Origin of the sequence: Planococcus sp. MB-3u-03 (assembly GCF_002833405.1) — a bacterium.
Lineage (GTDB): Bacteria > Bacillota > Bacilli > Bacillales_A > Planococcaceae > Planococcus.
Genome location: NZ_CP025135.1, coordinates 2,624,431 through 2,648,120, shown reverse-complemented (window position 1 = coordinate 2,648,120; position 23,690 = coordinate 2,624,431). Strand labels below are relative to the sequence as shown.

Genomic DNA, 23,690 nt, shown 5'->3' with positions numbered 1-23,690 from the left:
CACCAATTTGACATGGCCGCAGCGCCTTTTCAGCCTGCACTGAAAAGGGTAAACTGAAAAGAGTGAACTTAAAAGAGGAGAATGACAGCATGGCTTTATTTATGGAAGAGAAAAAATGGCGTTTTTGGGACCAGTCCTTGAGCGCGCGCAAACGTTCGGCGCTTGAATCGTTTGCGGCGGACGATACGCTATGTGAACTGGTCGGCTCGCAGAAAAGCCCGCCGACGGTCCGGACCTGGGTGCACGATGACACAGTGGTTCTCGGCATCCAGGACCACCGCTTGCCTCATATCGATCAAGCGATGGCGGGCCTGGAAGACAATGGCTATCAGGCAATCGTCAGGAATTCCGGCGGCCTGGCCGTTGTCCTCGATTCCGGCGTTTTGAATATTTCCATCGTCCTGTCGGAAAAAGAAGGCGCCATCGACATTCCGCAAGGCTACGATTTGATGGTCGAGCTCGTTGAAGCGTTATTTCCGGAAGCGGAAATCGACGCCTACGAAATCGTCGGTTCATATTGCCCGGGCAGTTACGACCTGAGCATCGGCGGCAAGAAATTCGCCGGCATCTCCCAGCGTCGCATCCGCCGCGGCATCGCCGTGCAAGTGTATTTGTGCATCGAAGGAAGCGGGGCGGGACGGGCGGAAGTGATCCGCGAGTTTTACGAAGCGGGCAAGCAAGGGGAAGAGACCAAATTCAGCTACCCGGAGATCCAGCCAGAAGTGATGGCGTCGCTCAGCGAACTGCTCGGCCGCGACATCACCGTTCCTGAAGTGGTGCTCGATTTGCATGCGCTGCTTGGCTCGCCTGCTCCGATGCCGCTTCAGGAAGAAGAATTTGAATTGTATTCGTTTTATTTGAAACGGGTGCTTGAACGCAATGAAAAAATGCTCGAACGGACGCTTGAATGAGCGTTCGTTTCGTGTAAAATAACCAGTACGATTCGAGGAGGAGTGCCCGTGAGCTACGCGACACAAAAATTAGCTGAAGAAAAAGTGTTCAAAGATCCGGTTCACCGGTATATCCATGTGCGTGACCAAGTGATTTGGGACCTCGTCAATTCGAAAGAATTCCAACGCCTGCGCCGCATCAAACAACTCGGGACATCCTACCTCGTCTTCCACGGGGCGGAGCATAGCCGCTTCAATCATTCACTCGGCGTCTATGAAATCGTCCGGCGCATCTCAGACGATGTGTTCCACGGCCGCCCGGAATGGGATGAAAGCGAGCGCTTGACGGTCTTATGCGCAGCGCTCCTTCACGACCTTGGGCATGGCCCGTTTTCACATTCGTTTGAAAAAGTATTCAACGTGGACCACGAGGAATTCACGCGTGCGATTTTGACCGGTGATACCGAAGTGAACAGCATCTTGAAAAAAGTATCGCCTGATTTTCCGGCGCATGTAGCGGAAGTCATCGCTAAGACCTATTCGAATAAACAAGTGGTCTCGCTTATTTCCAGCCAGATCGATGCCGACCGGATGGATTATTTGCAGCGAGATGCGTATTATACAGGCGTTTCCTACGGCCATTTCGATATGGAACGCATCTTGCGCGTCATGCGGCCGCTCGATGACCAAGTCGTCATCAAATCGAGCGGCATGCACGCGGTCGAAGACTATATCATGAGCCGCTACCAAATGTACTGGCAAGTGTATTTCCACCCGGTTGCGAGAAGTGCCGAAGTCATTTTGCGGAAGATTTTACAGCGAGCTAAGGAATTGAGCGAAAGCGGCTACGAATTCCAGCAGCCGCCCACCCATTTTCTCGCCTTTTTCGACCGTAGCTTCACGCTCGACGATTATTTGGCGCTCGATGAAGGCGTCTTGATGACCTACTTCCAGTTGTGGATAAACGAGCGCGACCCGATCCTCGCTGACCTGTGCGATCGTTTCGTCAATCGCCGCTTGTTCCAGTATGTCGATTTCGATCCCGGGACGGATTATAAAAAACTCGGGGAGCTTTCAGCTTTGTTCAAGAAAGCCGGCATCGATCCCGAATATTACTTGATCGATGATTCGACTTCCGACCTGCCCTATGATTTCTACCGGCCGGGGGAAGAGGAAGAACGGCTGCCGATCCAATTATTGATGCCAAACGGCGATATTAAGGAATTGTCGCGGCTGTCCCAGATTGTCGACGCCATTTCCGGCAAACGCCGAACCGATTATAAATTGTATTTTCCAGCGGAACTGCTTATCGACGGCAAGAAAAAAGCCATCAAGCAGCAAATCCTGGAAATGCTCAGAGAAGGAGGGATTTAGTTGCTCCAAGAACATGCAAGAATCGTCGATTTTATCGCGACGGCCGAAGGAGTAACCGGCCGAAAGAAACTGCAGAAAATGGTCTATATCATGAAAAAGCTCAATGTCCCGTTCAAGGAGAAATACGAATTCCATATTTATGGGCCTTACTCGGAAGAATTGACGGCACGGATCGAGGAATTATGCGATATGGGCTTTTTATCGGAAGCGCTCGAAGACAAAGGTTCCTATGTACAATATAAATACGCAGTAACGGACGAAGGCATGGAATTCCGCAATGCCGTCGGCGCTTCAATTCCGAAAAACCCTGAAGCCGCCGCTTTGCTCAATGCCAAAAGCGCGCGTTTCCTGGAGTTGGCCTCGACGCTTTTATACTTCGGCCATCTAGAGCGTGATGAGCAGATCGCCAAGTTACATAGCGTCAAAGGCAAGCTCAACTTCACCGAAGCCGAAATCGAGGAAGCCTATCGTTTTCTCGGCGAACTCGAGCAATTGAAACATTCGTGTATTGGCCGTTATCTTTTATAGATTATTTTGAGTTGGAGAAGGAAGTGTTGAGGCGATCGTTTTATCGGTGGCTTCCGTTGGCTAGCAAGCTACTTGCCCGTTGAGAAAGCTATGAAATTTTCTTTTTGCTCTAAAACTAGCGACGAAGCGAAGGGGGCTGACGCCTGTGGGACCGAGCGGGCTGGCGAGACGAAGGCGGTGCTCTTCCGCCTTGGCTCAACACCCGCCCCACGGCAAGCAGCCCCTGCAGCGCAGTCGAATGACGTTAGCAATTGCTATCTTTTTTTTACAAGACTTATAATGCGATAGTTGCTTTGTCGAATCCTTAGGTGAAAAAGTAATACAGCTTTTCAGCCACTCTCAAATTAGAGACCAAGCAGAATGTGCTGGGCGGGTACAGTGAGAGAAGCCCATTTATGTGCGCATAAAAAAAACTCCCCTCGGGGAGTTTTTCTCTACTCGTCGTTCAACAGCTTGCCGTTGACCGCGTATTCGCTTTTTTTCAAGTCTTCGAGGAACACAAAAACCTTTTCTGGTGGGGCATCGATTGTTTCGGATACAGCGGCTGTGACCTTTTCGACTAGTGCGCGTTTTTGCTCGTCTGTGCGGCCTTCGAGCATTTTTACAGTTACGTATGGCATAATGGATGCAGCTCCTTTTCATTGGATGTTAGCATTATCATATCAGAATGGAGGAATTGTACAAATGGCAAATGAAGAAAAGCCCAAAAAGAAATTGGGATTCACCATTATAAAAGACGATCCGACAGATGGGCATAAAGGATACGGCATCGGTTCCTTATCGCTTGAGAACGTTTCGCCGCTCATCATCGACGTCGAAGAACAAGACGCTGTGCTTGATATCGGCGCGATGCACGCGAGAAGCCAGACGGAACGCGGCATCAAATTCACGACCAACCGCGAAGATTCTGCAGGCGGAAAAGATTATTGGCTCGTATGGATCACCATCGACTTTAATCCGGCAGGGCCTTATTATGCGGGCGTTACGGCATGTGAAATGGTCGTCAACCGCGAAAAGCGGCGCGGCTATAAGATTTTAGCGGACCATGTCAATTTGATGGATAAGTCGATGAAGCGGAAAATCATCGTCGACCATATGGATGCGCCTTCGAAAAAAGTGCTCGCTGATTATTTGAAGACCCACAACCCAGAAATGTGGGAACGCAGCCTAGAACAATTGCACAATGATTTGTCACAATAAGACTGGATTCTTGAACGAAATGTGAAAGATGAAATTCGGTCCTTCCGGCAGTTGAAGTTGAGGCGGAAAAAGTAAACTGAGAGTACAGCTTTTCATCTAGAAAGCTAGGACACCTGATAGCGGGCAAGTGCTATGAGCCATTGCGACAAACCCAAGCCCAATGCCTCATGTCACTTTCTCCGCGCCCATCAGGCCAAAAGGTTTTCTGTGCAGGGAATCGATTCCTTTGCAGAAAGCCTTTTGCATGCAACGAAACAGAATCTCGACCAAGTCTCCCACGTGGGCACCGGTCGCGTTCGCGATGCATAGTCCACGCCAAATCGGGTAAAGAAAAGTGGCGGAAAAGAGTATTGCACTTTTGCGGAAAACACTTATACTTTGTAAAGTGATTTCAATCTGATAAATAAAGGAGTTTGATTATACATGGCAGGATTCTGGTATACCGAAAACAAACCGAAAACTTCGGCATTACAATGAAAATCAATAAAACGCTTCATACAGAACAAACAGATTTCCAATATTTAGAAATGGCTGAAACAGCAGAATGGGGCAATATGCTGTTCTTGGATGGCATGGTCATGACTTCTGAAAAGACGAATTTGTCTACCACGAAATGGTGGCGCACGTGCCTTTGTTCACGCACCCGAACCCGGAGAACGTATTGGTCGTTGGAGGCGGAGACGGCGGCGTCATCCGTGAAATCCTGAAACACCCATCCGTGAAAAAAGCGACGCTCGTCGACATCGACGGCAAAGTCATCGAGTACTCGAAAAAATTCTTGCCATCGATCGCATCCGGCTTAGAAGATGCACGCGTTGAAGTAATCGTCGGCGACGGCTTCATGCACATCGCGGAATCGGAAAATGAATTCGACGTCATCATGGTCGATTCCACTGAACCGGTCGGGCCGGCAGTGAATTTGTTCTCGAAAGGCTTCTACGCTGGCATTTCGAAAGCCTTGAAAGAAGACGGCATCTTTGTGGCACAATCGGACAATCCGTGGTTCACGCCGGATTTGATCAAGCAAGTGCAAAGCGATGTCAGAGAGATTTTCCCGATTACGAAATTATACCTCGCGAACATCCCGACTTACCCGAGCGGTTTGTGGTCGTTCACGATCGGTTCGAAAAAATACAACCCGCTTGAAGTGCCAGCTGAGCGATTCCACGATATCGAAACAAAATATTACACACCGGAATTGCACAACGCGGCATTCGTTTTGCCGAAATTTGTGAAAGATTTGACGGGTGAATAAGATGCGTTTTGACGAAACCTATTCAGGAAAAGTATTCATCAAAAGCCATCCGAATTACGAAGAGTCGAAAGCAGTCCTTTACGGCATGCCGATGGACTGGACCGTCAGCTACCGCCCGGGATCGCGTTTTGGCCCGAATAAAATCCGCGAAGTCTCAATTGGGCTGGAAGAATACAGCCCGTACCTGGACCGCGAGCTTGAAGATGTGAAATTCTTCGATGCGGGAGATATCCCGTTGCCATTCGGCAATCCGGAAAAATCCCTTCTCGAGATCGAGACGTATGTGCACACGTTGTTGGCTGATGGGAAAATCCCAATGGGCATGGGCGGCGAGCATTTGGTGTCATTGCCGGTCATGAAAGCAGTCGCGAGCCGCTACGACGATCTTGCCATCATTCATTTCGATGCGCATACCGATCTCCGTGAAAACTATGAAGGCGAAGAATATTCGCATTCAACGCCGATCCGTAAAATTGCCGATCACATCGGCCCGAAAAACGTCTACTCGTTCGGCATCCGTTCAGGAATGAAAGAAGAATTCGAATGGGCGAAAGAGCAAGGCATGCATTTGTATAAATTCGAAGTGCTCGCGCCCTTGAAACAAGTACTGCCGACACTCGACGGCCGTCCGGTCTACATTACGATCGATATGGACGTGCTCGATCCAGCACACGCGCCAGGCACTGGGACGGTCGACGCTGGCGGCATCACATCGCGCGAACTGCTCGCGTCCATCCATGCCATCGCAGCATCGGGCGTCAACGTCGTCGGCTTCGACCTCGTTGAACTCGCGCCAGTTTACGATCATTCCGATCAAACAGCGAACACGGCGAGCAAACTCATCCGCGAAATGATTCTTGGCTGGGTTAAATAAGAAAAGCGGAAGCGCCTGTCCAGCTCCGACAGGCATAAGACAATCTGGCGAAGCGGCGCTTTTTGCCGCACAGCCAGAGTGGCTTATGGCCCCGAGGAGCTAGGCGCTGGAGCTAGACAATAAGAAAAGCGAAAGCGCCTGTTCAGCTCCGACAGGCGTAAGACGAATGACCGAAGCGGCGCTCTTTGCCGCACAGGGCAGTCGGCTTACGACCCGAGAGGCAAGCCGCTGGAGCTAGACAAGAAGAAAAGCGGAAGGGCCCGTGTAGATTTGACGGGCATAAGACGGTCTGGCGAAGCGGCGCTCTTTGCCGCACAGCCAGAATGGCTTATGACCCCGAGAATCTGGGCGCTGGAGCTAGACAAGAAGAAAAGCGGAAGCGCCTTTCCAATTCCAAAAACGAAAACAAAGCCGGCCTGTATTTAACAGGCCGGCTTTGTTTTGCCTAAAACTAAATCACGGCAATGGAAAGCCCTTTGTCATTTATAGAAGCATCGGAGGAGCTGGCTCGGATTAGATTGAAAAAACGGCGCCAATCGGGCTATAATGAAAAGGTTATTATTTATCGGAAAGGCGGATGCACATGAAGAAATCGGTGAAAATCAAATTGACGACGATCATCCGCCAGCCGGGTGCTGAAGATCAAGTGATGGAACTGCGTTCAGAAGGCGTTCTGACCGTGAAAAATGGACGCCGCTATCTGCAATACGATGAGCGGCAAGATGATCTCGATATCCGGACAACGGTCAAACTCGGTGAAACGGATGCGGTCGTGATGCGCAGCGGAGGTTTGCAGATGCGCCTGCCGTTTCTGTTGGATAAGGAACAGACCGGCAATTTGCGCCACGGGGAAGAATCGTTCATGCTCACGACCAAAGCACATGAACTCATCATGACGGAAAGCCGTTTCAAAGTGCGCTATGACTTAGCGCTCGGAAACGATTTTGCCGGCGAATACGAAATGGAAATACAGTTTACGGAGGGAACCAAATGAACGCAGTAGAACAAGTACAGCAAAACATTAAACAGGCGATCGCCGAAGCGGTCCAAAAAGCGGGACTTACAGAAGAACCGGTTCAGGTCCAATTGGAATCGCCGAGAGATAAAGCGAACGGCGATTACGCAACAAACGTGGCCATGCAATTGACGCGTCTTGCGAAAAAGCCGCCGCGCGCAATCGCAGAAGCCATCGTGGAAAACTTGGACACCCAGTCAGCGAATATCGAAAAAGTCGAAATCGCAGGCCCTGGCTTCATCAACATCATCATCAAAAAAGATTATTTGAACGATGTCATCAAAACTGTACTTGAGCAAGGCGAAGAGTATGGCCGCTCGAACTCCGGCAACAGCCAGCGCGTCCAAGTCGAGTTCGTCTCTGCGAACCCGACAGGCGATCTTCATCTGGGTCACGCACGCGGTTCCTCTGTTGGCGATTCCATGTGCAATATCCTGGATCTTGCCGGCTATGACGTGTCCCGTGAATACTACATCAACGATGCAGGCAACCAGATCAATAATTTGGCGCTATCGATCGAAGGACGCTATTTCGAAGCGCTTGGCAAAGGCGAAAGCATGCCTGAAGACGGCTACCGCGGACAGGACATCATCGATATCGCTGCGGCACTCGTTGAAGAGCACGGCGATAAATTCCTTCATATGACAGAACAAGAACGCTATAAAGCATTCCGTGAACACGGCTTGAAAGTGGAGCTTGCGAAATTGCAGAAAGACTTGGCAGATTTCCGCGTCCATTTTGATGTGTGGTATTCGGAAACATCCCTTTACGAAAACGGCAAGATCGACGCAGCATTGAAAAAACTGCGCGACAATGGCCATATCTACGAAGAAGACGGCGCGACTTGGTTCCGCTCGACGACATTCGGTGATGACAAAGACCGCGTGCTCATCAAAAACGACGGCACGTATACGTATCTGACACCGGATATCGCTTACCACGAAGACAAAATCCAGCGCGGTTTCGACAAGCTCATCAATATTTGGGGAGCTGACCACCACGGCTACATCCCACGCATGAAAGCAGCAATCGAAGCGCTTGGCTACGACCGCGATACGCTTGAAGTGAGCATCATCCAAATGGTGCAATTGTATAAAGACGGCGAGAAAATGAAAATGAGCAAACGTACCGGTAAAGCCGTGACGATGCGCGAATTGGTCGACTTGGTCGGCCTAGACGCGGTCCGTTATTTCTTTGCGATGCGCTCCGGCGATTCCCATATGGATTTCGACTTGGATTTGGCCGTTTCCCAGTCCAACGAAAACCCGGTTTATTATTCCCAGTACGCACATGCGCGCATCTGCTCGATCTTGCGCCAGGCAGCGGAGCAGAACTTCACCGCTTCGACTGAGCATCTGGAGCTGTTGACGGACGAAAAGGAAATCGAAGTATTGAAGAAAATCGGCGATTTCCCACAAGTCATCGCAGATGCTGCAAAACTCCGTGCGCCTCACCGCGTCACGACTTATATCCATGAACTGGCGTCGAACTTCCACAGTTTCTATAACGCCAATAAAGTATTGGATGCTAGCAATGAAGAATTGACGCGTTCGCGCCTTGCCCTGATCGAAGGGGTTAAGACGACACTCGCAAATGCCTTGAAGACAGTCGGCGTCCAAGCTCCTGAAAAAATGTAGAAGACAACTAGAGCTTTCGGTGTATAATGGAGTCATCAAATCAACTGAATAGCAATCATGAAGGTGCTTATGTCTAAGAACATGAGTTAAAAGGGAAGCCGGTGCAATTCCGGCGCGGTCCCGCCACTGTATGTGAGAGCAAACTGCAAGGCCACTAGGAGATCCCGGGAAGGCGCAGCAAGCGATGACCACAAGCCAGGAGACCTGCCTTCATGAACACCGAACCGAAAGCTTGCGAGGACAGGCCGGACGCGCTTGTTTTTTGCGAACCCGTCCTGTAAGTCCTCTGCATCCTTTATGCAGGGGACTTTTTTAATGAAATGTGGAAGCGGCTGTTCAGCTCCGACAGGCATAAGACAATCTGGCGAAGCGGCGCTTTTTGCCGCACAGCCAGAGTGGCTTATGACCCGAGGAGCTAGGCGCTGGAACTAGCCACCAAGAAAAGCGTAAGCGGCTGAATGGAGGCTAAGCTAAATGCGCGACGTCCTGTCGCAACGCTTAGCTGACTCACATCCTGTGAGCCCCCGAGCGAGCGCTTGGTAGGGAAAAAACAAAACACCAGGAGGAATAAGGATGAAAAATATATGGAAATTCGGGACGGCTGCAGGAATGGCCGCAATTGTACTGGCTGGATGCGGCGACGAAGCGGCACCTGTCGAAGATCAAGATGTAGAAACACCGGCTGAACCGCCGTCGGAAGTAGCGGAAGCGGAATTCCCGGTTACCTTAGTCGATGCAATGGGCGATGAAGTAGTCATCGAAGAAGAACCGGAATCATTTGTTTCGATGATTCCTTCTAATACAGAAATCGCCTATGAGCTTGGGCTGGGCGAAAAAATGGTCGGCGTTTCGGATTTCGACAATTATCCGGAAGAAGTAGCAGATCTAGAAAAAATCGGCGGCCAAGAATTCAATGTAGAGAAAATCATCAGCCTGCAGCCGGATGTCGTTTTGGCCCATGAATCAGGGCTTGGCATGGGAACTGAAGGATATCAGCAGCTGCGTGATGCCGGATTGAATGTCTTTGTCGTAGAAAACGCAGAAACATTTGATGAAGTATATGAAACGATTTCCGTCATCGGCCAAGTGTCAGGCGCAGTGGAAGCAGCAGACGGGTTAATCGAGGAAATGGAAGCGCAAGTCGCGGAAGTTGAAGAACTGGCGGCTGGTGTCGACGAATCCAAATCGGTCTTCGTAGAGATTGGCAGCGAACCGGAACTTTATACAGCCGGTACAGGTACGTTCATCCATGAAATGCTGACAATGATTCAAGCTGAAAATGTCGCAGGAGGCGAAGAAGGCTGGATCAGCATGGATCCGGAAGCAGTTGTTGCGGCAAACCCTGAAATCATCATCACCACAGAAGGCGGTTATATCGAAAATGCTGCTGAATTGATCAAAGAGCGCAGCGGTTATGCAGATGTGACGGCTGTGCAAGAAGATGCCATTCATGAATTGAACCCTGATACTGTCACGCGCCCAGGCCCGCGTTTGACGGAAGGCTTGATGACATTGGCAGAAGTGATTTATCCGGAGACCTTCAGTGAGTAAATCTGCACTCGCCTATGTAGTCTCCCTAATTTTATTGGGCGGGGCAGTAGTGCTCGGCGTGACGGTCGGGACGGTACCGATTTCACCGGCGGTTATCTGGAATCCTTCATCGGACGAAGCCGCGGCGAACATCTTATGGAATATCCGCATGCCGCGTGTGGTGCTTGCGGGACTAGTCGGTGCGGCACTTGCGATTGCGGGCGCAGCTTTTCAAGGCTTGCTGAAAAACCCGCTCGCTGATCCATATACTTTGGGAGTGTCGTCCGGTGCCGCTGTCGGTGCCGTGATGACGCTTTTTTTCGGCATCTCCATTCCATTTCTTGGCCTGTTCACCTTGCCGGTCATCAGCATGATCGGCGCATTGATCACGATGCTCGCCGTCATGGGCTTTGCGCGGCTTGTCGATCGTTCGATGAAGATGGAAACAGTTATTTTGACTGGCATCATCTTCAGTTCATTCCTGGGGTCGATCATGTCTTTGATGATCGCGTTGACCGGTGAAGAATTGCGGCAGATCATCGGCTGGCTGCTTGGCAGCGTATCGATGCGCGGCTGGCCCTATGTCCAGATGGCGCTGCCGTTTGTACTGGTTGGTTCATTCGTCTTATGGCTTTACCGCCGGGAATTAAACGCGATGCTGTTCGGGGAAGAACGTGCACAGCATCTTGGCGTGGACGTCAAGAGGAGCAAGATGGCGATTTTGATCGGCGGCTCGGTCCTGACCGGATCTGCAGTTGCCGTTTCCGGGACAATCGGCTTTGTCGGCCTGGTCGTTCCGCATATCACGCGCCTCATATGGGGCTCTGACCACCGCCATGTCCTGCCGTTATCGTTCATCAACGGGGCCGCACTTTTGATCGTTTGCGACCTGGTGGCGCGGACAATCATTTCACCGACCGAATTGCCGATTGGCGTGATCACTGCGTTTATCGGGGCGCCGGTCTTTGCATTCATCTTTTTCCGACAGCGCAGAGGAGGGCTTTAAATGTTGCAAATTGAAAAGTTGTCAGGCGGCTATGGCGACAAGAAAATTGTCGATCGCATTTCATTCGGTGTTGAAAAAGGCCGCATGCTCGGCATACTGGGACCGAATGGCAGCGGCAAATCCACCTTGATGAAATTAATCAGCGGCGTCTTGGAGCCGACAGCCGGCGTTGTCCGGATCGACGGCAAGCCGGTTGGCGATTTCCCAGCTAAGGAATTGGCCCGCAAGATGGCGGTCTTGCCGCAGCTGCACGCGCATGCTTTTTCACACACTGTCCGTGAAACGGTTTCTCTCGGCAGGTACCCGCACCAAAGCGGTTGGTTTTCGTCTTGGTCCGAAGAAGATGAAGCGGCAGTCCAGGAAGCGATGAAGCTCATGGACATCAGCCACTACGAATCGACATTACTTGAAGAGATGTCCGGAGGCGAACAACAGCGCGTCTTCGTAGCGCAAGCCTTGGCGCAAAATGCGGCGGTCCTGCTTCTTGACGAGCCGACCAACCATCTCGATATCAACCACCAGAAAGAATTGCTGGATACCATTAAAAAACAGGCGATCGAAAAAGAATTGACGATCATCTCCATCTTCCATGACATCAATCTGGCATCCATGTATTGCGATGAACTTCTACTGATGGACGAAGGAAGCATTGTCCGAAAAGGGGAGCCTCACGAAGTTGTCAGGACGCATGATGTCGAGTTTGTCTATCAGACGCGTGTCAGCAATCACCCCCATCCGGAGCTGCCGAAGCCGCAAATTACATTATTGCCTGGCGTGCGCAGAAAGCCGGCAGGGCAGCAAGTGAGAGCTGAAGATTTTCTCGTGACCCCGGAATTTGTCGCTTACCAAAGCCAGCTTCCGCTGAAAACCGTTTCATCTGCCGTCGTCAACGCGGGTTCTGGCTGGTTCCGCAATTTCCTCAATCGACGCGTCGATGCCAGCTATAATATCGACAATAGTTTTGAGGAATTGGTCGATTATATCGAAGACAGCGGGTTGAAGGCGACGGATACCGTAGCGATGATGACCGCTGTCCGCACAGAGCATGCCATTGTCCGTGAATACGCGGGGATTTCGGCAGCATCGTCGTGGCGGTGACAGCAGGTGTCGGCAACGGCGTCGATGTATCGCAAGCAGTGGCGCGTGAACAGCGCGTCGGCACCATCAACACCTGGATCATGGTCAACGGCATTCTGTCGGATGAAGCGTTTATTCAAGCGATGATCACGGCGACTGAAGCCAAGACGAAAGCCTTGCAGCATGAAGAAGTCATCGATCCGCTAACCGGAACAATTGCGACGGGCACCTCAACCGATAGCTGCCTGGTCGCCGCTACGCAGCAAGGAGAAGCGCTGCAGTATGCAGGGCCGATTACCGAAGTCGGGAAGCTAATCGGCACGGGTGTCTTCGAATGTACAGTTGAAGCGATCCACCTTTACCGCGAGGCGAAAAAAGCATGATCCACCATGTGTTGGCCATCGGCATTGGCCTATTGCTCGACCGCCTAATTGGGGATCCGCCGGCATGGCCGCATCCTGTTCGCTGGATCGGTTCATTGATCAATAGGTTGAAGAGCCGCCTGAATGTTCCAAAGCATGCGTTTCGCAACGGCTTTGCCATGCTTTCGATTGTATTGGCGATTGTCGCAACAGTAACGGTCGCGATCGTTACTATTGCCTATTCGCTCCATCCAGCAATCGGAGTTTTAGTAGAAGCGCTGTTGATCGCTTCCGGCTTGTCGCAAAAAAGCTTGAAACAGGCAGCGGAAGATGTTTACACGCCGCTCGTCCAAGGTGACTTTGCGCTTGCCCGCAAAAAGCTGTCATGGATTGTCGGGCGCGATACGGAAACTTTGGGAGAAAGCGAGATTACCCGCGGCGTCGTCGAAACGGTTTCCGAAAATACAAGCGATGGCATTACCGCTCCGATGTTTTGGGCGCTATTGTTCGGCGCGCCTGGGTTATGGATTTACAAAGCGGTCAATACATGCGATTCGATGGTCGGCTATAAGAATAAAGAATTTCATGCCTTCGGTTTTGCTTCCGCAAAATTCGATGATGTGTTGAATTACGTGCCGAGCCGCGTGACCGGCGCATTGATTGTGCTATTCACCCGAAATGAAAGCGGCATGCCGTTGAAAAAACGCCTTTCCATATGGCTGCGTGATGCGAGGAAACATCCGAGCCCGAACAGCGGCTGGCTGGAAGCGGCAACAGCTGTGCAGCTTGGCATCGAACTTGGGGGCGTGAACTCCTATGGCGGCGTCCGGTCGATCCGCGCTAAAATGGGCGAACCATTGTTCAAACTCGAAGCAACACATATTAGAAGTGCAGTGAACCAAATGAATATTGCCGCAATCAGTTTTTTCGCACTGATTGCTATAGGGGGAATCCTGCTTGAAATTGCCTGAACACGGAGCCAATCCGCATCGCCTCTATGAACAAGCGGGACACAAGCAAGCTTCGGAAGTGTTCGATTTCAGTGAAAACGTCCATCCATTCGGGCCGCCCGTTTTCTTAAAAGAGCAATGGGCAGATTTTTACGATTTGCTGTCTTCGTACCCAGACCCGCAAGCGGAACCGTTCCGTTCAGCGGCGGCCGAATACCACGGCGTCGAAAAAGAGCAGCTCGCTGCCGGAAATGGTGCTGCAGAAATCTTTACCTGGCTCGCAAAGCGTTACCGAGGCAAACGGGTGATGCTGGTGGAGCCGGCGTTTTCTGAATACCGGAGCACTTTGGAAGCAGAGGTAGTCCATATATTGGAAATAGATTTAAAGCCGGATCAGGCTTGGCAATTGCAACTGGAAGACGTAAAAGAACAGGTGGCAAATTGCGATGCATTTTATGTGTGCAACCCGCATAATCCTACCGGGCGCTTGCTGGACTTGGCGGAACTCGAAGAAATCGCGGCGTTGTGTAAAGGAAAGTGTGAGCTGGTCATCGATGAAGCGTTTATTGATTTTATCGGAGAAAACGCTTCGTTCATTCCGCTGCTGAAACGGTATCCGCATGTCATCATCGTCCGTTCGATGACCAAAATGTATGCGCTTGCGGGTCTTCGGCTCGGATACGTCATTGCCGAGTCCAGTGTCATCCGGGAATTGACAGGCGCCGCGGCTCATTGGAATGTCAACGGTTTAGCGGCCTCGGCCGGTGCACGCTGTTTTTCGGAAGAACCGTACCGGGAGCAGGTAATTGCTGCGGCCGCCAGTGAACGCGCGAAAATGGAAGCTTATCTGGAGGCGATGGGCTGCTCGTTCGTGCCTTCAGCCGCAAACTTCCTATGTTTTCAACTGCCGGACCCTGAGCGTTCGGAGCAGTTTTTCCATGCGATGCTAGAAGCAGGAATCGTCTTACGCCATACTTATTCATTTAAAGGAATGGACGGCGCATGGTTTCGCATCGGCATGAAAAGCGGCTCAGCCATGGAACGGCTGAGAAAGGAGATGCATCAATGGTTTCAGGACAATTAATGTTCATATCTGGAGGTGTACGCAGCGGCAAAAGCGCTTATGCTGAAACGCTCGTCCTGGAGGCGAAAGGTGAACGCAATATATATATTGCCAGCGGCATCGCGCGTGACCCGGAAATGGCAGAACGCATCGCGCGCCACCGAAAAGACCGCGCACAAGACGGCTGGTGGACAATTGAACAACCTCAGCAATTATCCGAAGCATTGCCGCTCATCCGGCAAAATGACGCGGTATTATGGGATTGCGTCACGACTTGGCTCGCAAATGAACTATATGAAGGTTTTGAGCAAGGCAGTTTATGCGCAGACACGCCTGGCTGCATGGAGCAGAAATGGCAGGAGCTAAAAGACACCATCGATTCGATCCGCACGAAAGCTGTTTATTTTGCCGTCGTTTCCAACGAATTGTTAGACGAACCGCTCGTCGACTATACGTATCAGGAGTGGCTCGGAAAGATTCACCAATGGCTCGCAAGCCGCGCAGATCATGCGATTGAAATGGAGAACGACCTTGCGATTCGAAGAAAGTGAAGGTGATGCGGATGGCGAATCGGACGTTTGGGGGCTTGTTGCTCGCATTCCAATTTTTTTCATCGATTCCGGTACATAAAGAAATCCCGATGAAAAAGCCGCAAGTGACGGCAATGTACTGCTTGTTGCCTGTGGTCGGATTATTGATGGGGGCAATGGCTTCAGCCGTCATCTGGCTAATGCAGGACACCACCGATATCGGCCCATTAATGATTGCGTTTTTGCTGGCTTCATTATTATGGGCGATCACCGGGGGCTTGCACCTGGACGGGCTGGCGGACACCGGCGACGCTTATTTTTCATACCAGAACAAGAACAAGCGCCTGGAGATCATGGGAGACCCTCGGATTGGCGCATTCGGGGCGATGGTGCTGATTTTTGCGATTGTAGGAAAGATTATCGTGCTTGCGGAACTGATCCCGTCTGTTTCGCTGATCGCGCTTGCCGCTGTACCGGTCGTCAGCCGCATCGGGCTCTCTGTTTTATCAGCTACTGCAAAGCCAGCAAAAACAGAAGGGCTCGCGGCTTATTTCCAGCGCCTGATTGACCGTAGAACACTAATGACCGCAATGTTCGCCTGGTCGCTGATTGTGCTCGCCATCTTATTCCTGTTCTGTGGATGGACAGTGGCACTGGCCTTTTTAGTTGCTGCGAGCATTGCAACAATTGGCTATAAAAAATGGTGCGACAAAAATTTCGGCGGTGTAACGGGTGATTTGCTCGGGGCATACGCAGAAGGAATGGAGCTGTTGTTATGGGGAATGCTTTTGTTCTTCGTCTGATTCGCCATGCGCCGACCGCCGGGAATGTGCGGAGAGCGTATATTGGCTGGACCGATGAACCGATTTTGCCGTTCGAATCAAAACCGGATCATGGCACCCGGCTCGTCTGGGGCAGCGATTTGCTGCGTTGCCGTCAAACGGCGCATATTCTGTTTCCGGATGCCCATTATGAAGCAAATGCCGATTTGCGGGAACTGCATTTTGGGGATTGGGAAAATATGACGTATGACGATTTGCAATCCAATGAACTGTACCGCAATTGGATTGATGACCCCAAGATGGTACAGCCGCCGAACGGGGAAAGTTTGCAGCAACTGGCCGAACGGGTTGACCGGGCAATAGAAACTTTTTCTGAAACAGGGGACTATACGGTCGTCACTCACGGCGGGCCGATCCGCTATATTCTATCCAAAGCAAATCGACAGCAATTCTTTTCCCAGCAGGCAGCACACGGGCATTGCTATACCGTCACGTGGGCGAGCAAGTCGGCATATAAGGAGGGCCATCCATGCGTATCGTATTCGGCGGAGCCTTTAACGGCAAAAGCAAGTATGTAAAAGAGCATATGAATCTGGATTCAAGCGTTTGGCTCGAAGGCGCACTGCCAGAACTGGGTGAGCAGGCGGTAATTGCCGGATTGGAGCAATGGATCCGCAAGCAACTGGAACAGCAATGCTCAGAACAGGACATATTAGCGGCGATCCGCGAACTTGCGGAAAGCGCAGGCGAACGCATCTGGATTTTGACGGACATCAGCCGCGGCATCGTGCCGATTGATCCGCTTGAGCGCGAATGGCGCGATGTCACAGGCCGAAGCTATCAGTATTTATTCGGCAAAGCGCAGCACATCACACGCATTTGGTACGGCATACCACAAACAATCAAAGGAGATGGTTGAGATGAATATTTACACGAAAACCGGCGATAAAGGGCAGACAGGATTAATCGGGGGACGGACGGACAAAGACGATCCGCGCGTGGAAGCATACGGCACGATTGATGAGGCGAACTCATTTATCGGAAAAGCGATGACAGAACTCGATCGTGATGTGTTTGCTGATCTATTGGAAGATTTGCAGACGATCCAAAATGAATTATTCGATTGCGGCGGCGATTTGGCGGATGTCCGCAACACGCCGCAATACAAGACAAATGAGGAATCGGTCGAGCAGCTGGAAAGCCGCATTGATGTATTGATGGACGAGCCGCCGCTTCTTGAGCGTTTCATCCTTCCGGGAGGCACGCCGGCTGCAGCGACTTTGCATATCGCGCGCACGATTACACGCCGCGCAGAGCGCCAGACCGTAAGCTTGGCGAAAGCCGGCGAAGAATTCCCTGCAGTGATACAGCGCTATTTGAATCGTTTGTCCGACTATCTTTTTGCCGCGGCACGCGTTGCCAATTCGCGAATGGACATAGCGGACAATGAATATGTGCGCAGCGCCAAAGTCTTTAAGAATGGCGGGCGCTCGAAAAAGCGGGAGGAATGACAATGAAGACGCAGCACATTGCCCTGGCCGCTATTTTTATCAGCTTGTCCGCAATCGGCGGCATGGTGAAAATTCCGCTCGGCATCGCGTCGATTGCACTTGATGCCATGCCGGCGCTTATTGCCGCGCTGTTTCTTGCGGCACCGCTTGCCGGTTTTATCGCAGCGGCGGGCCACCTGTTATCGGCTTTATTCGGCGGTATGCCGCTCGGCCCGTTTCATTTATTGATCGCGCTTGAGATGTTTGCGGTCGTCTGGCTGTTCGCGAAACTGCATAGAAACGGCAAAACCTGGTGGAAATGGGGAGCGTTCATTATCGGAAACGGCGTGTTGGCGGCCGTGCCGTTTTATTTCCTGTTATCTCCTGCCTTTTTCTATGCCTCAGTCCCTGGATTGCTGCTGGCCGCATCGATTAATGCCGTAGCAGCTGGACTTGTCGCCCCATTCGTTACAGCAGCTGCGAGGAGATTTGCCTGATGCGCAACGCATTGATGGTGGATGGGATGGTCATCACGACGGATAATTCAGCGGCAATTGGGGAGAAGCCGCAGGACATCGTGCATGTGCCGGATGAAGTCGCCGCGAAGTTCGCCGCACGTGTCGCATTGGCTGAACAATGGGCAGCTGGTGGAGAAGCAACTGCCATCCTGCTCCATAATTTCAGCGGGGAGCTGCAATGGCCGCGTTATGTCTCGGGCATCACGCAATTATTTTCCGAGCTCGACATGCCGGTGCCGCCGGTGTCAGGAAGCACGGAAAGCAATATGGAAACGCTGCAATCGGCGCTTGCTGTGACCATTATCGGGCGAAAGCTTCGAATGCTCGCTGATCCGCATGAGCTTGAATGGTTTATCTATGGAGAGCCGCTCGTCGGGGAAGCGGTCATAAATCATCCCGACCGGATCGCCGATTTGCGAATAGTAAAGAACGCACTCGATCTCAATCAAATCGAGCGCGTCTGGCCGATCGGCTCACAGGGGATCGAACAGGAAGCAAAAAAGCTGTTCGGACGTACAATGCCGCTAGCCCAAGGAATTTCTGAAGAAGCTGCGGGCGGCCCTGCAACCTGTTTGTTGATCGGTGTCCGAACAAGCAAAGTCGAAGAAGCAAAGCGCCTGTTCGGAAGACATTTTCGTGAATTGATTGAATAGCCCATGAGCCGCTTATCAAGCGGCTATTTTTTTTGGAGGGAAACAGCTGGCAAATGGAATCATGCAGACCATCCGGACAAAAGCCGACGGATGACAGCTGCTGCAATTGTTTGGGCATGCAGGAATGCAGTGAGGGCGTGTGGAATATCAGTTATTGGAAATTATATTTCGCCAGGACTATAGATTTCTATTGACTGAATGCTCATTCACTTTTAAACTAGAACATAGTATCGACATTCTGCCGCAGTTCACGTAAACTTTGGATAAGAATAGGGGATTTACACATTCAACAAGGGGGGACTACACGATGGAGTTTTTGCTCATCGCTAACTGGGTTTTATTTATACTTGTAACCGCTTACGCCGTTTACTTGTTCATCTACTTGCTGAAGTCGCGCTATGACTATATAAAGCTCGGCAAAAAAGTGGATTTTGAAGAAAACTTCAATGAACGGGTCCGCAAAGTAATGGTCAACGTGTTTGGCCAGAAGAAATTATTGAAAGATAAAAAGAGCGGTGCGATACACGTGATGTTCTTCTATGGCTTCCTGCTGGTTCAAGCGAGTGCCATCGATTTTATCATCAAAGGCTTATCGCCTGATTCGCATCTGCCGCTTGGCCCATTATATCCGGCGTTCACATTGTTCCAGGAATTCGTGACTTTGACGATTCTGGTCGCAGTCGTATGGGCGTTCTATAGACGCTATATTGAAAAATTGGTCCGCTTGAAGCGCGGCTGGAAATCGGGACTTGTCTTGATTTTCATTGGTGGCTTGATGGTGACAGTTCTTGTCGGGAACGGTATGAACATGATCTGGCACGGCCACGAAGGCGCATGGACCGAGCCGATCGCCACTCTCTTTGCAGCTGCATTTGCTTGGCTGCCGGAAGCTGCTGCAGCGACCATCTTCTATATTATGTGGTGGGCGCATCTATTGTTCTTATTGACATTCCTGGTCTACGTTCCGCAATCAAAACATGCCCATTTGATCTTCGGGCCGGTCAACACATGGTTCCACCGTTTGGATCATGTCGGCCGTTTGAAGCCGATCAATTTTGAGGATATGGAAGAGGAAAATGAAGAAGATCCAGACGCGATGCCAACATTCGGCGTCGGCAAAATCACGGATTTCACGCAAGCCCAGATGATCGACTTCTACGCGTGCGTAGAATGCGGGCGCTGCACGAATATGTGCCCAGCCACCGGAACCGGCAAAATGCTGTCACCGATGGACCTGATCACGAAACTTCGTGACAACCTGACGAACACGGGTGCTGTCATGACCCAGAAAAAACCGTGGGTGCCGGCTATGGCATTCAGCAATACGCAAGGAAACCAATTGGCGATGGCTGCCGGGGCGGAAGGCATTTCAATCGATGAACTTTACAGCCCAAGCTTGATCGGCGACGTTATCACAGAAGAAGAAATCTGGGCTTGTACAACATGCCGCAACTGTGAAGACCAATGCCCCGTCATGAACGAACACGTCGACAAAATCATCGACCTTCGCCGTTACCTGGTCATGACGGAAGGAAAAATGGACAAAGATGCCCAGCGCGCGATGACCAACATCGAAAAGCAAGGCAATCCATGGGGCTTGAACCGCAAGGAAAAAGAAAACTGGAGAGACGCTCGCCCAGATATCTCGATCCCAACGGTCAAAGAAGTCAGCAAAGCTGGAGAAGAGTTCGAGTATTTGTTCTGGGTCGGTTCGATGGGCTCATTCGACAGCCGTTCACAGAAAATCGCGCTATCCTTTGCACGTTTGATGAACGAAGCTGGCGTCAAATTCGCGATTCTCGGCAATAAAGAAAAGAACTCCGGCGATACGCCGCGCCGTCTCGGGAACGAATTCCTGTTCCAGGAGCTCGCGACTGCCAATATTAAAGAATTCGAAAAAGCAGGCGTGACGAAAATTGTGACGATCGACCCGCATGCGTATAATATCTTCAAAAATGAATACCCGGATTTCGGCTTTGAAGCAGAAGTCTATCACCACACAGAAATGCTCTTTGACCTTGTGCAGCAAGGGAAATTGAAGCCGCAGCATGCTGTAAACGAAAAAATCACTTTCCATGATTCCTGCTACCTTGGCCGTTATAACGATGTATACGACGCGCCGCGTGAAATCCTGAAAGCGATCGAAGGCGTTGAACTCGTCGAAATGGTCCGTAATCGCCAGGACGGCATGTGCTGTGGAGCCGGTGGCGGCTTGATGTGGATGGAAGAAGATGCCGGACACCGCGTCAACGTTGCCCGCACCGAACAGGCGCTTGAAGTGAGCCCGACCATGATTTCTTCCGGATGCCCGTACTGCTTGACGATGCTTTCAGATGGAACGAAAGCGAAAGAAGTTGAAGAACAAGTCGGCACATATGATGTCGCTGAACTTCTTGAGATGGCAGTTCTCGGAAAAGACGCACCGCCAGTTGAGGAAATTGTTCAATAATAATAGATTTGCCAACTGACAGAAAATTGAGTAGAATAACAGCATAGAGAAAAAAAGGAAGGGAGTGCTACACTCCCTTTTCTTATGTAATCAAGTCGAGCGAGCGTTCAGTCAACCAAGAAAAGCAAAATCAGCCGTTTAGGTTCGACAGGCATAAGACGGAATGGCAAAGTGGCGCTTTTTGCCGCACAGCCAGATCGGCTTATGACCCGAGAACCTGGCTGAAATTTGCTAGATACCGAGAAAAGCAAAACCAGCCGATTGGGTTCGACCGGCATAAGACGAACCGGCGAAGTGGCGCTATTTGCCACACAGCCGGGTTGGCTTATGACCCGAGAACCTGGCTGGAATTTGCTAGACACCAAGAAAAGTAAATTCAGCCGTTGGGGCTGAAAAAATTTTAGTTATTATGAAAACGTTTCCAAAATATGAGGAGGAATTGTAAATGGCAAAAACGGTCATCATTGATGGGGCACGCACAGCATTCGGAAAATTCGGCGGGGCGCTCAGTTCATTCACCGCAAGCGACCTGGGAGCAGCGGCTATCAAGGAAGCGCTCCAGCGGTCGCAAGTAAATCCTGAAGATGTACAGGAAGTCATCATGGGCAATGTCCTGCAGGCAGGGCAAGGGCAAATTCCTTCCCGCCAAGCAGCCAAAAAAGCCGGCATTCCATATCACGTAAAATCTGAAACAATCAATAAAGTATGTGCATCCGGATTGCGTTCTGTCACGCTAGCGGATCAGATTATCCGCTTAGGTGATGAAGAATTAATCGTCGCAGGCGGCATGGAATCGATGTCGAACGCACCGTATTATTTGCCGAAAGCACGCTTCGGCCTTCGTATGGGCGATTCACAAGTCGTGGACGGCATGATCCATGATGGCTTGTCGTGTTCATTCCATCCAGACAAAGTGCATATGGGCACGTACGGCAACTCGACGGCAGAAACCTTCGAGCTCACACGCGAAAGACAAGACGAATGGTCGGCACGTTCCCACGAACGCGCAATCAAAGCCCGTGATCATTTCTCACAAGAAATCACGGCGATGGAAGTGCCACAGCGTAAAGGCGATCCGATTACCGTGGATCAGGATGAAGCACCGCGTGAAGGCACGACGGCTGAAGTTTTGGCGAAACTGCGCCCGGCATTCGGAAAAGACGGCACAATTACGGCGGGTAATGCGCCAGGAATCAATGACGGAGCGGCTGCACTCGTATTGATGAGTGAAGAACGCGCCCAAAAAGACGGGAAATCCGTATTGGCTCATGTCGTAGGACATACAGAAGTCGCGGTCGAACCACATCGTTTCCCTGAAACACCAGGGCTCGTCATCAACGAATTATTGAAGAAGACCGGCAAAACTTTAGAGGAAATCGATCTGTTTGAAATCAACGAAGCATTCGCTGCAGTGGCGCTGGCAAGCTCGAAAATTGCAGGACTTGATGAAGAGAAAGTCAACGTCAACGGTGGATCAGTTGCACTTGGCCATCCAATCGGGGCGAGCGGGGCACGCATCATCTTGACGCTCGCTTATGAATTGAAACGCCGCGGAGGCGGCATCGGAATCGCCGCGATCTGCTCAGGCGGCGGACAAGGCGATGCAGTGATGATCGAAGTACCGAAGGAGGAAAACTAAACATGTCTATCCAAAACGTCATGGTCATCGGAGCCGGCCAAATGGGCTCCGGTATCGCGCAAGTCTGTGCGCAAGCTGGATTTAACGTAAAACTGAACGATATGAAACAAGAAGCCTACGATCGCGGCATCGCTAACATCACGAAAAATTTGTCACGCAACGTCGAAAAAGGACGCATGACAGAAGACGAGAAATCGCAAGTGCTCGGCCGCATCCAATCTTCTTTGGATCTAAAAGACGCGCATGATGTCGACATCGTAATCGAAGCCGCTGTCGAGAACATGGAGATCAAATCGACGATCTTCAAGACTTTGGACGAAGTGGCGCCGAAGCATGCCATTCTTGCATCGAACACATCTTCACTGCCGATCACCGAAATCGCTGCAGCGACGCAGCGCCCGGAACAAGTTATCGGCATGCATTTCATGAACCCAGTACCGGTCATGAAACTGGTCGAGATTATCCGCGGCCTTGCGACAACGGATGAAGTGTATCAGGCAGTCGAAGATATGACGGTGAAATTATCGAAAACACCGGTTGAAGTAAACGACTTCCCTGGATTCGTTTCGAACCGCATTTTGATGCCGATGATCAATGAAGCGATCTTCACGCTCCAAGAAGGCGTCGCAATGAAAGAAGCGATCGATGAAGTGATGAAGCTCGGCATGAACCATCCGATGGGCCCGCTTCAATTGGCTGATTTTATCGGCTTGGATACGTGCCTTTACATTATGGAAGTACTGCACGAAGGTTTCGGCGACAGCAAATACCGTCCAAGCCCGCTCCTGCGCCAATACGTAAAAGCCGGCTGGCTCGGCAAAAAGACCGGACGCGGTTTCTACGAATACAACTAAGATTTAGGAGGAGC

22 protein-coding genes, 2 pseudogenes and 1 riboswitch are annotated in these 23,690 nt (G+C 51.0%); of the genes and pseudogenes, 23 read left to right on the top strand and 1 reads right to left on the bottom strand.

What is annotated here, in order from left to right:
* Positions 1-89: 89 nt before the first annotated feature.
* Genes CW734_RS14505 through CW734_RS14495 form a run of 3 tightly spaced genes read left to right on the top strand, consistent with a single transcriptional unit; the run spans position 90 to position 2,792 of the window.
* On the top strand, positions 90-911 hold the full coding sequence (locus tag CW734_RS14505; protein ID WP_101191340.1) for an octanoyl-[GcvH]:protein N-octanoyltransferase: 822 nt from the start codon (positions 90-92) through the stop codon (positions 909-911).
* Between the two features lie 48 nt (positions 912-959).
* Positions 960-2,264 carry an HD domain-containing protein gene (locus CW734_RS14500; RefSeq protein ID WP_101191338.1) on the top strand — a complete coding sequence of 435 codons (1,305 nt, stop codon included), beginning with the start codon at positions 960-962 and terminating at the stop codon, positions 2,262-2,264.
* On the top strand, positions 2,265-2,792 hold the full coding sequence (locus CW734_RS14495) for a YwgA family protein (RefSeq protein WP_101191336.1): 528 nt from the start codon (positions 2,265-2,267) through the stop codon (positions 2,790-2,792). It begins immediately after the preceding gene.
* 434 nt (positions 2,793-3,226) lie between these two features.
* Here CW734_RS14495 and CW734_RS14490 read toward each other — a convergent pair whose 3' ends face one another.
* On the bottom strand, positions 3,227-3,412 hold the full coding sequence (locus tag CW734_RS14490) for a 2-hydroxymuconate tautomerase (protein ID WP_058382915.1): 186 nt from the start codon (positions 3,410-3,412) through the stop codon (positions 3,227-3,229).
* A gap of 64 nt (positions 3,413-3,476) precedes the next feature.
* On the opposite strand from CW734_RS14490, the gene CW734_RS14485 reads away from it, so the two are divergent.
* From CW734_RS14485 to CW734_RS14390, 20 genes and pseudogenes are all read left to right on the top strand, one after another.
* On the top strand, positions 3,477-3,992 hold the full coding sequence (locus tag CW734_RS14485) for a YwhD family protein (protein WP_101191334.1): 516 nt from the start codon (positions 3,477-3,479) through the stop codon (positions 3,990-3,992).
* Positions 3,993-4,415: 423 nt separating this feature from the next.
* Positions 4,416-5,247: pseudogene (speE, locus tag CW734_RS14480) on the top strand (spermidine synthase).
* 1 nt (position 5,248) lies between these two features.
* On the top strand, positions 5,249-6,121 hold the full coding sequence (speB, locus tag CW734_RS14475; protein WP_101191333.1) for an agmatinase: 873 nt from the start codon (positions 5,249-5,251) through the stop codon (positions 6,119-6,121).
* A gap of 583 nt (positions 6,122-6,704) precedes the next feature.
* The gene (locus CW734_RS14470; RefSeq protein ID WP_101191331.1) at positions 6,705-7,115 is read left to right on the top strand and encodes a YwiB family protein; all 411 of its coding nucleotides are present in this window, start codon (positions 6,705-6,707) and stop codon (positions 7,113-7,115) included.
* On the top strand, positions 7,112-8,773 hold the full coding sequence (gene argS, locus CW734_RS14465) for an arginine--tRNA ligase (RefSeq protein ID WP_101191329.1): 1,662 nt from the start codon (positions 7,112-7,114) through the stop codon (positions 8,771-8,773). Before CW734_RS14470 ends, argS begins: the two co-directional genes overlap by 4 nt.
* A gap of 44 nt (positions 8,774-8,817) precedes the next feature.
* Positions 8,818-8,999, top strand: a riboswitch (cobalamin riboswitch).
* Positions 9,000-9,346: 347 nt separating this feature from the next.
* A complete protein-coding gene (locus CW734_RS14460; RefSeq protein WP_101191327.1) occupies positions 9,347-10,324 on the top strand; it encodes an ABC transporter substrate-binding protein in 978 nt (325 codons plus the stop codon).
* A complete protein-coding gene (locus CW734_RS14455) occupies positions 10,317-11,309 on the top strand; it encodes a FecCD family ABC transporter permease (RefSeq protein WP_101191325.1) in 993 nt (330 codons plus the stop codon). The genes CW734_RS14460 and CW734_RS14455 overlap by 8 nt, the downstream gene beginning before the upstream one ends.
* Positions 11,310-12,769, top strand: a pseudogene (locus tag CW734_RS14450) (adenosylcobinamide amidohydrolase).
* The gene (cbiB, locus tag CW734_RS14445; protein ID WP_101191324.1) at positions 12,766-13,719 is read left to right on the top strand and encodes an adenosylcobinamide-phosphate synthase CbiB; all 954 of its coding nucleotides are present in this window, start codon (positions 12,766-12,768) and stop codon (positions 13,717-13,719) included. Before CW734_RS14450 ends, cbiB begins: the two are co-directional and overlap by 4 nt.
* Complete coding sequence (cobD, locus tag CW734_RS14440) at positions 13,706-14,782, top strand: threonine-phosphate decarboxylase CobD (protein WP_101191322.1); 1,077 nt, start codon at positions 13,706-13,708, stop codon at positions 14,780-14,782. Before cbiB ends, cobD begins: the two co-directional genes overlap by 14 nt.
* Entirely contained in the window at positions 14,764-15,312 is a 549-nt protein-coding gene (locus tag CW734_RS14435) for a bifunctional adenosylcobinamide kinase/adenosylcobinamide-phosphate guanylyltransferase (RefSeq protein WP_101191320.1), read from the top strand. Before cobD ends, CW734_RS14435 begins: the two co-directional genes overlap by 19 nt.
* 11 nt (positions 15,313-15,323) lie before the next feature.
* Entirely contained in the window at positions 15,324-16,094 is a 771-nt protein-coding gene (gene cobS, locus CW734_RS14430; protein ID WP_101191318.1) for an adenosylcobinamide-GDP ribazoletransferase, read from the top strand.
* Positions 16,067-16,651 (top strand): histidine phosphatase family protein, encoded by a 585-nt coding sequence (locus CW734_RS14425; RefSeq protein WP_101191316.1) that lies wholly within the window; start codon positions 16,067-16,069, stop codon positions 16,649-16,651. Before cobS ends, CW734_RS14425 begins: the two co-directional genes overlap by 28 nt.
* Positions 16,603-16,992 (top strand): bifunctional adenosylcobinamide kinase/adenosylcobinamide-phosphate guanylyltransferase, encoded by a 390-nt coding sequence (locus tag CW734_RS14420; protein WP_101191314.1) that lies wholly within the window; start codon positions 16,603-16,605, stop codon positions 16,990-16,992. The genes CW734_RS14425 and CW734_RS14420 overlap by 49 nt, the downstream gene beginning before the upstream one ends.
* Before the next feature lies 1 nt (position 16,993).
* Positions 16,994-17,584 (top strand): cob(I)yrinic acid a,c-diamide adenosyltransferase, encoded by a 591-nt coding sequence (locus CW734_RS14415; RefSeq protein WP_101191312.1) that lies wholly within the window; start codon positions 16,994-16,996, stop codon positions 17,582-17,584.
* Between the two features lie 2 nt (positions 17,585-17,586).
* Positions 17,587-18,060, top strand: coding sequence for an ECF transporter S component (locus tag CW734_RS14410; protein WP_101191310.1), 474 nt, complete (start codon positions 17,587-17,589; stop codon positions 18,058-18,060).
* Positions 18,060-18,734, top strand: a complete 675-nt coding sequence (locus tag CW734_RS14405; protein WP_101191308.1) for an alpha-ribazole-5-phosphate synthase — start codon at positions 18,060-18,062, stop codon at positions 18,732-18,734. Before CW734_RS14410 ends, CW734_RS14405 begins: the two co-directional genes overlap by 1 nt.
* A gap of 307 nt (positions 18,735-19,041) precedes the next feature.
* Entirely contained in the window at positions 19,042-21,183 is a 2,142-nt protein-coding gene (locus CW734_RS14400) for a (Fe-S)-binding protein (protein ID WP_101191306.1), read from the top strand.
* Positions 21,184-21,628: 445 nt separating this feature from the next.
* Entirely contained in the window at positions 21,629-22,822 is a 1,194-nt protein-coding gene (locus tag CW734_RS14395; RefSeq protein ID WP_101191305.1) for an acetyl-CoA C-acetyltransferase, read from the top strand.
* A 2-nt stretch (positions 22,823-22,824) separates the two neighbouring features.
* Positions 22,825-23,676 (top strand): 3-hydroxybutyryl-CoA dehydrogenase, encoded by an 852-nt coding sequence (locus CW734_RS14390; RefSeq protein WP_101191303.1) that lies wholly within the window; start codon positions 22,825-22,827, stop codon positions 23,674-23,676.
* Positions 23,677-23,690: the final 14 nt, after the last annotated feature.

Coding starts and splice junctions, on each gene's coding strand:
- CW734_RS14505 (WP_101191340.1), top strand. CDS start 90: ATGGCTTTATTTATGGAAGAGAAAAAATGGCGTTTTTGGGACCAGTCC.
- CW734_RS14490 (WP_058382915.1), bottom strand. CDS start 3,412: ATGCCATACGTAACTGTAAAAATGCTCGAAGGCCGCACAGACGAGCAA.
- CW734_RS14485 (WP_101191334.1), top strand. CDS start 3,477: ATGGCAAATGAAGAAAAGCCCAAAAAGAAATTGGGATTCACCATTATA.
- speB (WP_101191333.1), top strand. CDS start 5,249: ATGCGTTTTGACGAAACCTATTCAGGAAAAGTATTCATCAAAAGCCAT.
- CW734_RS14470 (WP_101191331.1), top strand. CDS start 6,705: ATGAAGAAATCGGTGAAAATCAAATTGACGACGATCATCCGCCAGCCG.
- argS (WP_101191329.1), top strand. CDS start 7,112: ATGAACGCAGTAGAACAAGTACAGCAAAACATTAAACAGGCGATCGCC.
- CW734_RS14460 (WP_101191327.1), top strand. CDS start 9,347: ATGAAAAATATATGGAAATTCGGGACGGCTGCAGGAATGGCCGCAATT.
- cbiB (WP_101191324.1), top strand. CDS start 12,766: ATGATCCACCATGTGTTGGCCATCGGCATTGGCCTATTGCTCGACCGC.
- CW734_RS14435 (WP_101191320.1), top strand. CDS start 14,764: ATGGTTTCAGGACAATTAATGTTCATATCTGGAGGTGTACGCAGCGGC.
- cobS (WP_101191318.1), top strand. CDS start 15,324: ATGGCGAATCGGACGTTTGGGGGCTTGTTGCTCGCATTCCAATTTTTT.
- CW734_RS14425 (WP_101191316.1), top strand. CDS start 16,067: ATGGGGAATGCTTTTGTTCTTCGTCTGATTCGCCATGCGCCGACCGCC.
- CW734_RS14420 (WP_101191314.1), top strand. CDS start 16,603: ATGCGTATCGTATTCGGCGGAGCCTTTAACGGCAAAAGCAAGTATGTA.
- CW734_RS14415 (WP_101191312.1), top strand. CDS start 16,994: ATGAATATTTACACGAAAACCGGCGATAAAGGGCAGACAGGATTAATC.
- CW734_RS14410 (WP_101191310.1), top strand. CDS start 17,587: ATGAAGACGCAGCACATTGCCCTGGCCGCTATTTTTATCAGCTTGTCC.
- CW734_RS14405 (WP_101191308.1), top strand. CDS start 18,060: ATGCGCAACGCATTGATGGTGGATGGGATGGTCATCACGACGGATAAT.
- CW734_RS14400 (WP_101191306.1), top strand. CDS start 19,042: ATGGAGTTTTTGCTCATCGCTAACTGGGTTTTATTTATACTTGTAACC.
- CW734_RS14395 (WP_101191305.1), top strand. CDS start 21,629: ATGGCAAAAACGGTCATCATTGATGGGGCACGCACAGCATTCGGAAAA.
- CW734_RS14390 (WP_101191303.1), top strand. CDS start 22,825: ATGTCTATCCAAAACGTCATGGTCATCGGAGCCGGCCAAATGGGCTCC.